The 16,857-nt window shown below is 31.6% G+C and carries 14 protein-coding genes; 4 read left to right on the top strand and 10 right to left on the bottom strand.

Annotated features, from left to right (window positions below; all coding sequences use genetic code 11):
- Positions 1–44: 44 nt before the first annotated feature.
- From AC2TDS_RS01380 to AC2TDS_RS01355, 6 genes are all read right to left on the bottom strand, one after another.
- A complete protein-coding gene (locus AC2TDS_RS01380; RefSeq protein ID WP_484737340.1) occupies positions 45–890 on the bottom strand; it encodes a phytoene/squalene synthase family protein in 846 nt (281 codons plus the stop codon).
- On the bottom strand, positions 890–2,365 hold the full coding sequence (gene crtID, locus AC2TDS_RS01375) for a bifunctional phytoene desaturase/3,4-desaturase (protein WP_484737339.1): 1,476 nt from the start codon (positions 2,363–2,365) through the stop codon (positions 890–892). Before crtID ends, AC2TDS_RS01380 begins: the two co-directional genes overlap by 1 nt.
- Positions 2,366–2,464: 99 nt before the next feature.
- Positions 2,465–3,358, bottom strand: coding sequence for a MerR family transcriptional regulator (locus tag AC2TDS_RS01370; protein ID WP_484737338.1), 894 nt, complete (start codon positions 3,356–3,358; stop codon positions 2,465–2,467).
- 35 nt (positions 3,359–3,393) lie between these two features.
- On the bottom strand, positions 3,394–5,958 hold the full coding sequence (locus AC2TDS_RS01365) for a TonB-dependent receptor (protein ID WP_484737337.1): 2,565 nt from the start codon (positions 5,956–5,958) through the stop codon (positions 3,394–3,396).
- Between the two features lie 8 nt (positions 5,959–5,966).
- Complete coding sequence (locus AC2TDS_RS01360; RefSeq protein WP_484737336.1) at positions 5,967–6,881, bottom strand: FecR family protein; 915 nt, start codon at positions 6,879–6,881, stop codon at positions 5,967–5,969.
- A 47-nt stretch (positions 6,882–6,928) separates the two neighbouring features.
- Entirely contained in the window at positions 6,929–7,441 is a 513-nt protein-coding gene (locus tag AC2TDS_RS01355; RefSeq protein WP_484737335.1) for an RNA polymerase sigma factor, read from the bottom strand.
- 223 nt (positions 7,442–7,664) lie between these two features.
- Between AC2TDS_RS01355 and AC2TDS_RS01350 the strand changes: the two genes are divergently transcribed.
- The 4 genes from AC2TDS_RS01350 (at position 7,665) to AC2TDS_RS01335 (ending at position 12,125) form a co-directional block, all read left to right on the top strand.
- Positions 7,665–8,873, top strand: coding sequence for a multidrug effflux MFS transporter (locus AC2TDS_RS01350; RefSeq protein ID WP_484737334.1), 1,209 nt, complete (start codon positions 7,665–7,667; stop codon positions 8,871–8,873).
- An 18-nt stretch (positions 8,874–8,891) separates the two neighbouring features.
- Positions 8,892–9,590 (top strand): pseudouridine synthase, encoded by a 699-nt coding sequence (locus AC2TDS_RS01345; RefSeq protein ID WP_484737333.1) that lies wholly within the window; start codon positions 8,892–8,894, stop codon positions 9,588–9,590.
- A gap of 362 nt (positions 9,591–9,952) precedes the next feature.
- A complete protein-coding gene (locus AC2TDS_RS01340; protein WP_484737332.1) occupies positions 9,953–10,825 on the top strand; it encodes a metalloprotease in 873 nt (290 codons plus the stop codon).
- Between the two features lie 385 nt (positions 10,826–11,210).
- Complete coding sequence (locus AC2TDS_RS01335) at positions 11,211–12,125, top strand: neutral zinc metallopeptidase (protein WP_484737331.1); 915 nt, start codon at positions 11,211–11,213, stop codon at positions 12,123–12,125.
- A gap of 102 nt (positions 12,126–12,227) precedes the next feature.
- Here AC2TDS_RS01335 and AC2TDS_RS01330 read toward each other — a convergent pair whose 3' ends face one another.
- The 4 genes from AC2TDS_RS01330 to glmM form a co-directional block, all read right to left on the bottom strand.
- A complete protein-coding gene (locus AC2TDS_RS01330; protein WP_484737330.1) occupies positions 12,228–12,707 on the bottom strand; it encodes an Lrp/AsnC family transcriptional regulator in 480 nt (159 codons plus the stop codon).
- Positions 12,708–12,787: 80 nt separating this feature from the next.
- Positions 12,788–13,840: a M14 family zinc carboxypeptidase gene (locus AC2TDS_RS01325; RefSeq protein ID WP_484737329.1), complete on the bottom strand. Its 1,053-nt coding sequence runs from the start codon at positions 13,838–13,840 to the stop codon at positions 12,788–12,790.
- A gap of 7 nt (positions 13,841–13,847) precedes the next feature.
- The gene (locus tag AC2TDS_RS01320; RefSeq protein WP_484737328.1) at positions 13,848–15,314 is read right to left on the bottom strand and encodes an aminotransferase class V-fold PLP-dependent enzyme; all 1,467 of its coding nucleotides are present in this window, start codon (positions 15,312–15,314) and stop codon (positions 13,848–13,850) included.
- 105 nt (positions 15,315–15,419) lie between these two features.
- Entirely contained in the window at positions 15,420–16,811 is a 1,392-nt protein-coding gene (gene glmM / locus AC2TDS_RS01315; protein ID WP_484737327.1) for a phosphoglucosamine mutase, read from the bottom strand.
- Between the last annotated feature and the right edge of the window lie 46 nt (positions 16,812–16,857).

Raw genomic sequence — 16,857 nt, 5'->3', positions numbered from 1 at the left:
TACTCTAACTAATTAGCAGTATGTATTGAATTACGTTACTAACTTTATCGTAACAAATTTAATTTATACCTAGCATACCCCCTCATTAATAAGCTAATCTTCAAGCTGTTTGAAATTCTCACACGGGAAAGCATAATCTCTGAAGACGGCACTGATTTTAATTTTTTCAATAACCTTCTGTAGTATCTATAGGCAATATACACTCCTAATTTAGCTTCAACTGGTAATTTTAAAACCCCGTTTGCGTAAGCATAATCAAAATCCTCTTCTATTTCTTTAATAATCTTTTCTTTCGATTTCGCGTCCAACTCTTTTAAATTGACATTCGGAAAATACGAGCGATTTAATAACTCTATATCGTCTTTTAAGTCTCGTAAAAAATTCACCTTTTGAAAAGCAGATCCCAATCTCTTTGCAGCGTCTTGTAATTCTTTATATTTTGCGTCGTCACCTTTTACAAAAACACGCAAACACATTAAACCAACTACATCGGCAGAACCATAAATATACTCTTCATATTCCTTTTGTGTTGTGTATTCCGTTTTGTATAAATCAGCCTTCATACTTTTTAAAAATGACTGAACAAGTGCATCTTCAATATTATACTTTTCTACAGTCTTTATGAACGAGTTTAAGACAGGATTAAGACTAATCCCCTGCTCTTTACCCAAATAATAATTTTTTTCAAATTGAAGCAGCAAGGTTTCCTTATCATACTCATGGAAAGTATCCACTATTTCATCTGCCAATCTTACAAAACCATAAATATTATAAATAGCTTCACGAATTTCAGGGGCCAACATTTTCGTTGCCAACGAAAATGAAGTACTATATTTTTGAGTAACTAATTTACTACAGTTGTAAGAAACTTGATCATATAACCTCTTCATTATTTATATGTTTTGTGAATTAATTGTGAAACTACATTTCCCGAAATTAAAGACGGTGGCACACCCGGTCCTGGAACCGTTAATTGTCCTGTGAAATACAAATTGTTTACTTTTTTACTTTTGAGTTTAGGTCGTAAAAATGCGGTTTGCGTTAATATATTTGCCAGCCCATATGCATTTCCTTTGTAAGAATTATAATCTTCAATGAAGTCATTTACGCAATAACTCTCTTTAAAAAGAATACTGTCTTTCACCTCTTGACCAGTCAACCTCTCTAACCTCTCTATAATTATGTTAAAATACTTCTCACGAAGTTCGGGCGTATCTTCGATTCCGGGTGCCAAAGGAATTAAAAACGTTCCGGCTTCTTTACCTTGAGGCGCGAATGAAGTATCTGTTATCGAAGGAAAGCTAGCATAAAACAATGGTTCTTTAGGCCAGCTAGGATCATCATAAATAGTTTTGGCATGCGTATCGAAATCTGTATCAAAAAACAATGTATGATGACGCACGTTCTTTAGTTTTTTATCGAACCCTACATAGAACAGCAAGGATGAAGGTGCAAATGTTTTTTTATCCCAATATTTTTCTGAGTACCCCCTTAACGACAAGGGTAACAAACTTTCAGTATGATGATAATCAGCGCCACTTAGTACCAAGTTTGCCTTTTCAACTTTACCATTAATTTCTAATCCAGCAATATTATCATCATTATCAACGATGATACGTGATACTGGGCTATTTGTTTTGAACTCTACCCCTAATTCCTTTGCTAAACGGACCATTCCCTCAACCACTTTATACATACCACCCACCGGATGCCATGTTCCAAGAGAGAAATCGGCATAATTCATAAAATTGTAAAATGACGGGGTGTTACTTGGTTTTGCTCCTAAAAACAAAACAGGAAATTCTAATATCTGGATTAATTTTTCATTTTTTATCTTCTTTCTCACCTGTTTTCTTATGGTCGAAAAAAACTGATTGCATCGAATAATTGTTTTATAAGAAATCAATTCAAGTGGAGATACACCTGGTTTATACACCATGTTTCTAACTGCAATTTCATAATTTTCTTCAGCAGATTTCATGAATTGTATTAAATGTTTAGCGCTTCCTTTTTCTTCTTCTTCAAAGACATTGCAAATAGCACTAAAATTATCAGGAATTGTAATACTATCATTTTCCCCAAAATAGACTTGGTAGGCAGGTGATAATTTCTCCAATCTATAATAATCAGAGGGTTTCTTTCCGAAATCTGAGAAAAATTTCTCAAAAACATCTGGCATCCAGTACCAAGTAGGCCCAATATCAAATGTGAAACCATTATTCACATAACGTCTCGCACGACCTCCTAATGTACTATTTTTCTCATAAATTACTACTTTAAAGCCTAACTTAGCCATATAACAAGCAGCAGAAATTGAAGAAAACCCAGAACCTATAATAAATATTTTGTGTTTTTGTTTAAGCATATCCACACAAAGTTAAACAAAATAAATTGAGTTACATAAATTTTTCTTACAATTTTATTAAAATTAATACTTAATTTTAAATTTTTTAAAGGATTATCCTCAGATTTCTTTTAACAATTTCAGTAATGACGGATATACCTTAATATTAGAATCAAATTGTTTTAGATTTAACGAAGAGGGTTTATTTCCTAGAGCAATAAACTCATGTTTGGTACCGCTTAACATGCGGTTAATTTCCTCGAAATACCCTTGTATCTTATCATTGTCAGGCTTTACTGTCATAGAGCAAACAAATCTAACAAATGGCTTATTCTCAATAAAATACCATATATTATCTAAAGGTAAACTTTGGCCCAAATAGACAGAAAAACACCCCCTTAATGCTAACTCATAATTTAAATACAATAATCCTATTTCATGAATTTCCCCATCTGGAAGAAACAGTACATAAGTAACGTCATTGTTCGTTACACTACATTCCAGGTTTTCCGTATTAAGTTGTATTTTTTGTATGATTAAATTGGAAACAAAATGTTCATGTGCAGGCAATAAGGTATCTGTTTGCCAGAGCACCCCTATATATTCAAAAAAAGGAATAAATACATCTCTAAAAACCTCTCTAAAATTCTTTCTATTTACCAGTTTATTATAGGTGCTATTAAACAGTATTTTATCAAACTGAAACATCGCTATTTTCAATGCATTCGTTGCCTCATCGTTTACAGCTAATTTTAACGACAACTCTCTTACGAGAATTTTCAACTTGTCGTCTGTCATCTCTGCAATTTTTGATATTTTGTAGTTATGTTTATTTAGCAGTGCTATATTCAAAAGCTTTTGCATACTCTCCGATGAATAATAACGAATATTCGAGTCGGTTCTTTTAGGTTGCAATAAATCGTATCGCTTTTCCCATATCCTAATGGTATGCGCTTTGATCCCTGATATATTTTCGAGATCTTTTATCGTGAATACTGTTTTTATTTTGTTCAATATATTTTAAATATAATTAAACAAATATACGCTATTTATTTTAAATTGACTCTAAAAGTTACATTAGGTGTGAAACCCAGAGACACAACGTCTATAGGTCGTATAACATTTTCATTATTCTCCACAGCAATTGTATACTCTCTGCTCAATATATTTGGTTTGTTATATATATTGAAAAATGAGAGACCAATGTTAGCCTTCAAATCTTTCTTTTTTCCCAAATTAAATCTGTAACTGGATGAGAAATCTAGTTTGTGATAATGTGGTAAACGCCGCCCGTTCAACGCTCCGTAAACAATAGTTTGATCATTACTATTTACATGACTTGCTGCTGTATAAGGCGTGCCGCTTCTAAATAACCAATTTAAAGAAAAGCTAAAATTACCCAACCTTAAATTGTGAGCCCATAAAAAGTTATTTGTAACATCAAAACTGCTTGGAAAATGAATTCCGTCATTTAACCCTTCAAAAGAATAACTAACACTACTGTAGCTATAATTTACCCAAGTATTATAGTTCTCTATTGATTTTTTAAAAAAAACATCAACACCTTTCACATCTGCATGTCCTTTAAAATAATCACTAACGCTACCTATTGTTCCTCTTGTTAAAGAGGTTATTCCGTTAGATTTTTTGTTATAATAATCTATATCAAAAAGGATTCCTTTAGCTTTATAAATAATTCCCAAACTATATTGCTGATTACTTAACACAGGTATTTCTTTATTGTCTCTTAGCAACCAAATTTGTCGTTCTAACCCAAAATCTTGCGTATGATTCTCTATTACTTGCCCGATATTTTGATGTTTAAGTTCAATCGATGATTTTAACGAAATATTTGGTATTATTTTTTTCTGAATATATACTCGCGGCTCCATATACCCGCTTTTAGACAAAGAAAAATAATTCGCCCTTACCCCCAAATTAATGATCGTTTTATTGCTATTACTATATCCATAGTTGAAAAATAACGCATGCGTATTGTTATTTTTTAAATCTTCTACTCTCGCATCAGTATCAAAACCACTGTCTCGGACAACTATACTATAATCAACTCCGCTATTAACAAATTCATATCCAGATAACAAGACAGTGTTTTTTCCAATTGTATTTTTAATAGTAGTTTTATAGCCTACTTCATGAATAGTATTTCGTTTTTCCTTTTCTTGTTCCAGATTGAAAATAGGAATGAAGCTTCCTTTATAATCATACATGAGGTCATAATTTGAGGAATAAAAACTCGATCTTAAAATACTAGTATCATTCCATTTGTGTTCCCATTTGATTCCATATCCATTACTTTTAATTTGCAAATCATCTTTTGTTGAATAATCATCGGAATCTTTCGTAAAGAAATCATAGCTTAGGTCGTTTCTAACAAACAAATAACTAAACGTTAGCATATCCGTAGGCGACAAGACACAACTAACCTTAGCGTTGATGTCTGAAAAGTTAAAGACATGGGTTTCATCAAATAAATCAAGCTGAAAATTTTCTTTCATTCCTAAAAATGTATTTTGATAAACTTTTTTAGAAAACCTATTAAATGTTGATGTCATAAAATAATCTGTAAATGATCTTCGCCAAGACATTGATACGCCAAATTTATTCGATAACGGAGCGTTAAAGAAAATATTAAAATCAGTCATATTCACTGCTATGCCTCCTTCAAGATTTTCAGGTATATCACGCTTGGTAACAATATCAATAATTCCTGAAGTGTGATTACCATATTCCGGACTGGCTCCTCCTTTAAAAATTTTCACTTTATCAATAACATAAGGATTAAAGGCAGAAATCATTCCAAAAAAATGAGATGTATTGTACATTTTAATTCCATCAAACAATATTAAGTTTTGCTCAGGTGCACCACCTCTAATATACACATCTGTAGCAGTTTCATCTGGACTACTAATTCCTGGAAGCAACTGTATGCTTTGAAGTACGTCAGATTCCATTAACCCAGCAACCCCCTCAAGTTTTTGAGGTGACATGACAATAGAACCATCAGGTTCATCATGTATCGCTTCCACAATATTATCAGGAATCAACACTTCTTGCAACACCGTATTTATCTTTTTCAAATAAACTTTTGGTCGCTTTTTACGTAAATTATCAGTTATATTTAGCGTTTTAGATTCATAACCAACAAATGAAATTATAAGACTATCACTTTTATTAAGATGCTCTAACTTAAAAAAACCATCATGCCCTGTGCTTACTCCAGAATTTCTCCCATGTAGAAAAACATTGGCTCCCTCTATGGCTTTCTTAGAATGTAAATCATATACATAACCAGATATATACACATACTTGCTAATTTTCTCAGAAATAATAATATATCTATTTTCTACTATTTTAAAGCTCAGATTGAACTTATCAGATAATTTATGAAGAATATCAGCTAAACTAGTATCAATAATTTTTGTTCGAACATATTTTTCTTTTATAAGTTCGTCACTATAAGAGAATTTAATATCGTGCATCAACTCTAACTCACTCAAAAATTCACTCAGTAATTTTCGTTGTTGGCCAAGCATCTCATTTGTGAAGAGAAACAACGAAAACAGTAATAAAACATAACAAAGTTTATATTTCATTCATTTATTTATTGCTTAACTAAGGTAACTGTTTTTTTATCAATAAAGACAACTCCTATTTTCATAGGGTCAAAAACAGTTTTTAGAGCAACATTTAAATTACTATGTGTGTAGCTACCTGTAAACTTTTGATTCAAGTCTACGTCGTTTACTTTTATGTTTACATTATATTGATTTTCAATTGATAAAACAACGTGTTTTAAAGGAATACTTTTAAAACATGTTTCTCCCTTTTTCCAGCTTGGTTCTTCGTGAGAAGTATCCCATTTCTCTATGGGACCACCTTTGAATTTCCGAACAACTTTTCCTTTAGTTAAAATACTGGTACTTCCACAAGAAGTTACTTTGACTTCACCCTCAAAACAATGTACTTCAATATAATCCTTATTAGATTTCACATTAAATTGAGTACCCAACACCTCCACTTCTCCTATGGCTGTATTCACCTTAAAGGTTCTTCCTTTCGTTACTTTAAAATACGCTTCTCCATACAAACTAAGTTCCCTTGTTTTACCCCATGCTTTTTTATCGTAACTAATTGTAGATTTTGAGTTTATACTAACCTCGGAACCATCAGGTAACTCCATCACTACTTGCTCCCCATAGCCAGTCGTATACTCTATGCTCGTATTAAAAAAATATTGTATTCCTAATAATAACAACAGAGAAGCCGCTGCTGCATAAACCCAATTCATTTTAATCAATCTCCTTTTATGTTCCTTTGTATTGGAACTAATTTTTCTCTTTAGAGAATTAAAAGCTTTTCCTTTGTCAAAAGAAGGTTGTTGAAATCCAGCAGAAACCTCCATTATTTTTTCATATGTAGCATAGTCGGGTGATTTTTTAAAATCCTCCAACTCATTATCCGTTAACTCTTTGTTTAGCCATCGAGCCAAGTAAATTTCATCTATTTTTTTATTCATTGCCTTCTATTCTAAGTATATAACAAATAAACCACATCGAACCCTACTTAAATATGATTGCCTATTTTATCCCTTAAGCTTTTTAATGCAACGGACATTCTTTTTTCCACTGCTTTAACGGATAAACCAAGCATTTCTGCGATTTCTTTATACTTTTTTTTATCGATTCTATTTAATAGAAAAACCTCTCTTTGCTTTTCTGGTAAATCACCAATTGCTTTTTTTAACTTATCTAAAAATTCTTTTTCTTCAATAATAAACTCAGGGGTTTCGTTTGTATACCCTTTTTTATTTTCAGATGAGTGTTTTAAAACAATTTTTTTATGAGCAACATGATTTAAAAACATATTATTGGCTACTGTAAATAGAAAAGATTTTGATTTTTCTAGAAATACTTTAGCGCAGTTTTCCCATAATTTAATAAAAGATTCTTGAACAAAATCTTCAGCTAAATCCTTATCTCCACATTTATAATACATGAAATTATACAAAGATTTCGACTGTTCTTCATAAATATTTTCAAATACTTTTGGCTGACAAATATTTTTTTTGCTTTCCATTGTAACAAACATAACATTTTTTTAAAATTTAACAATGCTTTTACAACTTAAAACTAACTATTTTTTAATAATTACTTTAACTTGTTGCTTTGCTGTTTCTTTAAAATTGTCATTGCCACAATTTCGTTTTACCCTATCCAAATTTAATAAATTTTTAATTAACTTTTACAATATTATTTTAGATAGTTGATTCATTACTTCTCAATTATTGTAAATTTGCATAATGCAAAAAACTTTCAATACGTCTAAATTAGAGTTTATCGCTTTAATGGCTTCATTAATGTCACTGGTAGCTCTATCTATTGATGCCCTTCTTCCTGCTTTAGAGCAAATAGGCTATTCTATTAATTTAAAAGAAACAAATGATAATCAATTATTGGTTACTATGATCTTTCTAGGCTTAGGGTTTGGACAATTAATAGCAGGCCCCATATCTGATAGTTTTGGAAGGAAACCTGTTATTTATTTCGGCTTTATTCTATTCGTTTTTGCTAGTTTTATATGTATTTATGCAAAGAATATCGAAATAATGGTTTTAGGACGAATATTACAAGGAGTTGGTCTTTCTGCTCCTAGAACGATTAGTATCGCGATGGTACGGGATTCTTTTAGCGGTAATTATATGGCCAAAATAATGTCGTTTATTGTTGTGATTTTTATTCTTGTTCCTGTAATAGCACCATCTATTGGTAAAATAATGCTAGATAACTATGGTTGGAAATCTATATTTTACAGCCAATTGATTTTTGGCTTAGGCGTAATGATATGGTTATGGAAAAGGCAACCAGAAACTTTAAAAGAAGAATATAAAACCAAATTTTCATTGGATTTATTTATGAATGGCTACAAAGAGTTTATGAAACAAAAACAAGCCGTGGTTTTAACCTTTGTTTCTGGCCTCATCACTGGTTCTTTTATGGTGTATCTCAGTGCTTCTCAACATATTTTTCAAGTACAATATAATTTAACGGAAGAGTTTCCTTTTATTTTTGCTGGTTTAGCTATTTCTGTTGGGTTTGCCACCTTTTTAAATGGCACTTTGGTGATGAAATATGGGATGTTCAAATTAATTTACTTTTTTACCTATATATTCATTTTTACTTCATTAATATATCTAGTTCTTTTTTTAGGAAAAAATAACCCTAGTATAGAAATCATCATTCTTTTTTTTGCTATACAGTTTTTTTCTATTGGCTTTTTATTCGGTAACATAAGAGCCCTAGCAATGCAACCCATAGGCCATATTGCTGGTATTGGAGCTGCCATCAATGGTTTTGTATCAACTGTTATGGCTGTACCTATCGCCACATTTATAGGGAAATTTGTAAAAACAACGGTTTCTCCTTTATTCCTTGGGTTTTTAATTTGTGGTATTTTAGCACTTATTTTATTAAAATACGTCAAAAAACACATTAATGAACAGCCCTTTTAACTGTTAAACAAAATAATTTTGAAAATAGAAATTCTTTTTGAAGATCAATACATAGTTTGTGTTTCTAAACCCAATAATATAGTTGTACATCATGCCCACCATTCGCGAAATGTTGCCAACGAAAAATCTTTATTGCAATTATTACATGATCAATTGGGCGAAAAGCTATACCCTATTCATAGGCTTGATAGAAAGACGTCTGGAATTATTTTATTAGCAAAAGAGACAAGATATGTGTCGAAATTTCAATTGCTATTTAATGAGAACTTAATCCAAAAAACATATTACGGTATTGTAAGAGGGCATGCTCCAGAAAACAAAGTGATTGACACACCTGTAAAGGGCAGAGATTCAAATGTATACAAAGACGCTGAAACCTACCTTGAAACCATTAAAACAATAATTTTAGACATCCCTGTTAAACCATATAATACTTCACGCTATAGTCTTGTTAAATTATTACCTAAAACTGGTAGATTACATCAATTACGTATTCATACAAATAAAATAAGCCATCCTTTAATTGGCGATCCTAAATATGGGGATAAAAATCATAATACCATGTTTATTGATAATTTTGGTTGTGATAATTTATTTTTACATGCTTTTTCATTAGATTTTAAACATCCTTTCTCTAACGAAGAGCTAACTCTTCAATCACCATTTCCTAAAAACTGGATTTTATTATTTGATAAATTTGACTGGGAATTGTATTAGTTTACCCTTTCTATTCTTCTAAAAATACTAAAGTAATACCGATTCTTTGGTAAATGGTATTACACAACCATTTCCTCGTATTCATTGCTTATGGATGAGCTATAGATGGGCATTTACCATAAAAACTACGGTAGGTAAATTAATAATTAAAACAGTATAATTTGTGTTAAATCAACAAAAAAGTCAATATAATTCTACTAAATATCTCGATATTACTATTAATTTAACATTTCCCCTCTTCTTGTTGTAAAATTAACAATTAGCTTTTATTAACAGTAATTAACAGTATAAGAAATATTGGGCTATATCTTTACACCTCCTCCCCACTAGTTATTTAACTTTTCATTAAAACAACTAATAAAATGAAAAATCTAAAACGCATATCATTATTACTATTTGCATCGGTCCTATTTTTTACCAGTTGCAATGAAAATGACAACAACCCTATTCAAAACTCAGAAGTGAAGCTAAATAATGGGGTTACTCACCATGGATGCATGTATACTGATCATGGATATATAGATGAAGTTTGGGGGCCTTACGCGTACATAAGCAATACCATTGTAAATGAATCAGAAACTAACTTTATACGTTATCAAAACTATAAAATAGCATGGTTGTTCAACATTAGCCCAATACCACTGTATTTTGCTAAAGGTCCTGGTACATTTAACGCCGTATCTTATTATGACGGATATATTATTTTTGGTGAAGAAGTTTACCAGTACTGTTTAGAGTTTGGAAGAATAGCTGCTGTAATGATGCAAGCCCATGAAGTAGCTCATCAATTGCAATACAGATATAATTTACCTTCTAGAACAGAAAATACCGTAAGATCAAGTGAATTGGAAGCTGATGGTTTTGCAGGATATTATATCCGAAGACCTAATGGTTATAATGCTAACTGGCCGCAAGCTTCTACTGCTTATAATTTTTCTGGAACCATTGGAGATTACAACTATGACAATCAAAATCATCATGGAACACCAGCTCAGCGCCGTTCTGCTTTTCGTTTAGGATATTTATTAGGTGCCTATAACCTCTCTATTCATGATTTTGATTATAATTTTTTCTATTTCTATGACTACTATGTTTTATCAGGAAATTTACGTAAAAATCTAACGAAACCCAAAGATATACGATCTGACATTTATGAATCAATTCTGACAAAGGTTGATGAGCTTCGTAAAATCAGTATAGGAGAAATTTCTAAAGAAGAATTCGAAAAACTATAAATTAATCTTTAAAATATTGAAAAGTTAATAACGAATAAGTTGTCTAAACTAAATAGTTTAGACAACTTTTTTTCTACACTATACCAATGCTATTACCTCACATATAGCTTTGATCTTGTTTTATCCTTACACAATTTTCGGTTGAGCGTCCTTATACTATAGTAATAAATACTACAAAACCTTCTTTTATTGATGTCTTATAGCCCATCTTTTTATTGCAATAAATCATGCTCAATCGGTCTTAAGAATCAACCTTAAACACTGATAATCAGGGTTTTTTAACACTAGTTAACACTAGTTAACAGTAATTAACAGTAAGCTAAAAGTTAAACAATACATTTACCAGCACAACTGTTAATTAACTTTAACTAAAACAATTAAAAGAATGAGAAATGTAAAACATTTACTATTAATATTTATGGCAACTGTATTTTTTACTAGCTGTAGCGAAAAAGATACGACTGCTACTGAAAACTTCGATTTTCAGCTTAAACTAGACGAAACAACACAAAATTATTGTTTCCCTCCAGATAACCCATATGCCAGTCGAGGATGGACTAGCGATGATGAATTTAGTCTTACTATTATAAATCAAGAAGAAACTGATTTCATACGAGCTCAACATGAAAAGATATCAAAACTATTTACAATTGAAGCAGTACCATTGTATTTTGTCTTAGGTGAAGATACAGATAATGCCATTTCCTATAATTACAGCTATTATGATGATGAGTTTAAGGGGTATTATGAAGGGTGGATTGGTTATGGAGAAGAGTTCTACCGCCATGGTCTAAAATATGGAAGGATAGGTGCTACGACCATTTTAGCCCATGAGGTAGCTCATCAGTTTCAATTTAGATTTGATTACCCATCTGTAACTGAAGACACTGTAAGAGCTATTGAGCTAGAAGCAGATGGTCTTGCGGGTTACTATTTTGGTCATAAAAAGGGGTTTGCAGCACCATGGAAAACAGCTATTAAAGGCTATAAATGTCTTGAGTCAATTGGAGATTATAACTATAGCCAACCTGATCATCATGGAACTCCAAATCAACGACGTGCTGCCTTTCGTTTAGGATATGTATTGGGTAAAACTTTAGCTATAAAGGCAGAATTATTTGACGATTATTTTTTCTTTTTATATAAAGAATCCGTTTTAGATGCTAAACTCCCAGATAATGCAAAGTCTAGTAATATTGATATCCCCGCTGATGTTCGCAACTCTATGTTGTCAACTATTGATGAGATTCGTAAAATAAGTACCGGAGAAATCTCTTTGGAAGAACTTGAGAAACTATAAATAAAAAGCACAAACAACTAATAATTATAAAAATAAAAACTTTAATTAACAGACAAAGGGATGCAATTTGCATCCCTTTTATTTTTTACACTAATGATTTAGCTATATTTCTTTAAATATAGCATGCATTAAACGTTTCTTGTCGTTAATACTTTCTTCTAAAGAGATCATGGTCTCGGTTCTATTAACCCCATGAATATCATCTATCCTGTAAATAATATCTTTGGCGTCATTAGTACTCTTCGCTCTCACTTTACAAAAAATATTATATTTACCAGCAGTAACATAAGCGACCGTTACATTAGGAATCAATCTTAAATTATCTAAAACATGTTGAGTCATTGATGTTTTCTCTAAAAAAACCCCAACATGAGCTATAAAAGAATATCCCATCTTTTCATAATTTAAGGTCAATGTAGAACCTTCAATTATACCTTCATCTTCCATTTTTTTTACACGAACGTGTATGGTTCCTGCTGATACCAATAACTTCTTTGCGATATCAGTAAAAGGAGTTCGCGCATTCTCTATTAAAATGTCTAAGATTTGATGATCTATTTCATCCAGTACAAATTTTTTCATTTTGTTATTATTCAAGTAATATTGCTAAAATATGATTTTTTTTCAATTTTTATATCCTTTTATTGAAGAAAAAACAAAGATCAATCATTTACTATAAATTCTTCATGAGATAAATATGATGACAAATCTCCTTCATTTTCTTTAATTAAAGTAAATGCAAATTTATTACTTTCAATCTTTTCTACATACTGATAAGCGATATCTTTTTCATTATTTTTTGATCGGTAAATCACATCATAGAAGTTCTTGATATTGTTGGGGATAGAGAAATATTCTTTGTATTCACTAAAGTCATTAGTTGTAGAAATATGAAAAATACCTTGACATAATGCATAAAAATTGAATTTTCTCACAATTTCTCTCTTGTAATCATTAGGGAAATGTCCTGCTTCTATTAAAACTGTATTATACCCTAGTTTTTGAAAATTGTCTCCGGTAGCTGTAGGATAAAACTCGTCTGTATACCGACCAATATGATTAGGGATAATAGTTTGCAGTAATTTGTTCATTGCCACAATGACATTCATTGTTTGTTTACGTCCTTTAGTAATTTTCCTAGACTCCTCTTCTGACGGAGCTAAAAAGGAAATTGTTGCTGGGTTTTCAGTTCCTTCTACACCAAATATTGTTCTCTGATCATGAAGGTTAAAACAGAACTCAGGACGAACCTCTTCCAAAATATCTCGTAATAACTTACTTTCTTTTGCCTTAAGGTTTACCGCATCTCTATTCAGATCAACTCCTTTAGAGTTCACACGAGTATAAGCCATAGCTCCATCTGGATTTAACATTGGTATAATATGAATCTCTGTATTCGAAAGAATCGTTTTTACCATGTTGTTTGAAGGGTAGTTCTTAACAAGGTTTACGAAATCAAAAACAGCTTTTGTTCCAGTACTTTCGTTACCATGCATTTGACTCCATATCAATATCTTCCTTGTACCTTTACCGAACTTAAGTTTATAAATTGCTACTTGCTGTTCAGAAGAACCAATAAGTCTAGACTCTATAAAATCAGGTAAATTATGATATAAATCTTTAATATCATCAAAAGTGATCCACCTACCCTCTAATTTATCTTCTTTTATTTTAGCATATTCATTTACTAAAAAGTCTATATCAAGTAATCTCATAATTTATTTAAAAACTAAACCACTCAGCAACTAATTCTTTCTCGATGGCTTTGACTGAATTATGAACATAATCATTCTTAATTGGATCATAATGATAATCATGAGCCCATTGTTCTATATTGTCTCCTAAAGATTTTAAAGCATTACAAATATATGCGACTTCCTCATTCGTTATAGTTGGGTGAATGGATAAACGTACCCATCCTGGTTTATCAGTACTACATCCTTCCAAAATTTGATCTTTAATTTGATGAGAAGTATTTTGATCAACATTTAATAAAAAATGACCATACGTACCTGCACAAGAGCAACCTCCCCTTGTTTGAAGCCCAAAACGATCATTTAATAACTTTACTACCAAGTTAAAGTGATACTTTTCAAAATAAAACGAAAAAATACTCAATCTGGCTTTATGTTTAGGAGCCAAGATTTTTAATCCATCAATACTTTCTAAAGACTCAAAAATGACAGGATTAATTTCATCCTCTCGTTTTTTCATGTATACTGTGCCCATTTGATCTTTTAGCTGCATTGATAGAGCAATCCGAATAGTTTGCAAAAATGCTGGGGTACCGCCATCTTCTCTTGTTTCAACATCATCAAAATAATCATGTTCTCCCCATGGGTTTGTATACGTAACTGTTCCACCTCCTGGATTATCAGGAATTGTGTTTTTATATAATTTTTTATTGAATAATAATACTCCTGAGCTCCCAGGACCTCCTAAAAACTTATGTGGTGAAAAGAAAATAGCATCTAAATATTCATCTTCTTTTTCTGGATGCATATTAATATCTACATAGGGTGCTGAACAGGCGAAATCAACAAAACATAAACCATTATATTTATGAATGAGAGCAGCCACTTTATGATATTCTGTTTTAATCCCTGTAACATTTGATCCTGCGATCACGGAAGCTATTTTTATAGGCCTATCCTTATATTTTTTTATAGCTTCTTCAAACTTATCTAAACAAACTAACCCTTCCTCATTACATGAAACAACTTCAACATCTGCTATGGTTTCATACCATGAAGTTTGATTTGAATGATGCTCCATATGACTTACAAATACAATCGGGCGTTTCTCATCTGGAATACGGGTGAACTCTTTTAAGTTTTCAGAAACCTTTAAGCCCAATATTCGTTGAAATTTGTTAATAACTCCGGTCATTCCAGAACCTTCTGTTATTAAAATATCATCATCACTCGCATTCACATGCTCTTTTATGATTTTTCTAGCTTTATTGTAAGCTAAAGTCATAGCGGCTCCAGAAGTAGAAGTTTCTGTATGGGTATTAGCAACAAAGGGTCCAAATTCATTTAATAATTTCTCTTCAATTGGTCGGTACATTCTTCCACTGGCCGTCCAATCTGTATACACCAATTTCATAACACCATATGGTGATTTAAATGTTTGATCTATACCAACAATATTATTTCTAAACTTCTCAAAATATGCTTCTAAACTCATAATTAAAATCTAAATTCTACGAATACTTACATAAGTAATTCATTGATTAAAAAACTACTGCGATCACACGTATAAACACTGTATGCCATTAATTATTTATGCTTTTTAAGCTATAATTTCTTCTATTTCTTTGATACATCTTTCTGCAAGAATATCAGCCTTTTCTTGTGATGTTGACTCCGTATAAATTCTAATAATTGGCTCCGTATTAGATTTACGCAAATGAACCCACTCATCAGCAAAGTCTATCTTAACTCCATCAACTGTGTTCACCACTTCTTCATGATACTTTGAGGCCATTTGATCCAAAATACTATCTACATCAATCTTTGGAGTCAATTGTATTTTGTTTTTACTCATAAAATAGCTTGGATAGCTATCCCTTAGTTCTTTACATGATATTTTTTTCTTCGCTAAAAGCGATAAAAACAATGCGACACCAACCAATGAATCACGACCATAGTGAGACTCTGGATAAATAATACCTCCGTTACCTTCTCCTCCAATAACGGTATTTGTTTCTTTCATTTTTTTTACAACATTCACCTCACCTACTGCACTTGCGGTATAAGAACCTCCATGTTTTTCGGTCACATCTCTTAGGGCTCTTGAAGATGACAGGTTTGACACTGTATTTCCTCCTCCATTTTTTCCCAACACGTAATCAGCACACGCTACCAAGGTATATTCTTCTCCAAACATTGAACCATCTTCAGCAATTAAAGCCAAACGGTCAACGTCTGGATCAACCACAATACCTAAATCAGCTTTCTTTTTAACCACCAAGTTTGAAATATCCGTTAAATTCTCTTTTAAGGGTTCTGGGTTATGAGGGAAGTTTCCATTAGGGTCACAGTACAATTCAATACATTTAACCCCTAATTCTTTTAATAGCATTGGTATGGCGATTCCTCCTGTAGAGTTCACCCCATCAACAACAACTTTAAATTTTGCTTTTTTTATTGCTTTTTTATCAACTAAATCAAGTTTTAAAACCTGTTTAATGTGTTTTTTAATATAATTTTTTTTCTTTTTATAGCTTCCTAAATCATCTACTTCTGCAAAATTCAATGAATTACTTTCCGCTAATTTTAATACTTCCGCTCCATCTTCTCCATCAATAAATTCTCCCTTCTCATTTAGTAATTTTAGAGCATTCCATTCTTTAGGGTTATGAGAAGCTGTTAAGATAATTCCTCCATCCGCTTTTTCCATAGTCACTGCTACTTCTACTGTAGGTGTTGTTGACAACCCAAGGTCTAAAACATCTAATCCTAATCCAACCAACGTATTAGCAACTAAGCTATTCATCATTTTTCCAGAAATACGGGCATCTCTACCTATAACTATTGTGATTTTCTCTTTGTCTTTATTCCTGTTTTTAATAAATGTTCCATATGCAGCAGCAAATTTAACAGCATCAATAGGTGTTAAATTGTCTCCAATGCTTCCACCAATAGTTCCTCTAATTCCAGAGATCGATTTTATTAACGTCATCTTAAATTTTATTAGATAACAAATATAGTAGTATTTAATAAATTAA

This window comes from Tenacibaculum profundicola (assembly GCF_057220795.1).
The sequence above is the reverse complement of the archived record's forward strand: the minus strand, read 5'-3'. Positions and strand labels throughout refer to the sequence as shown.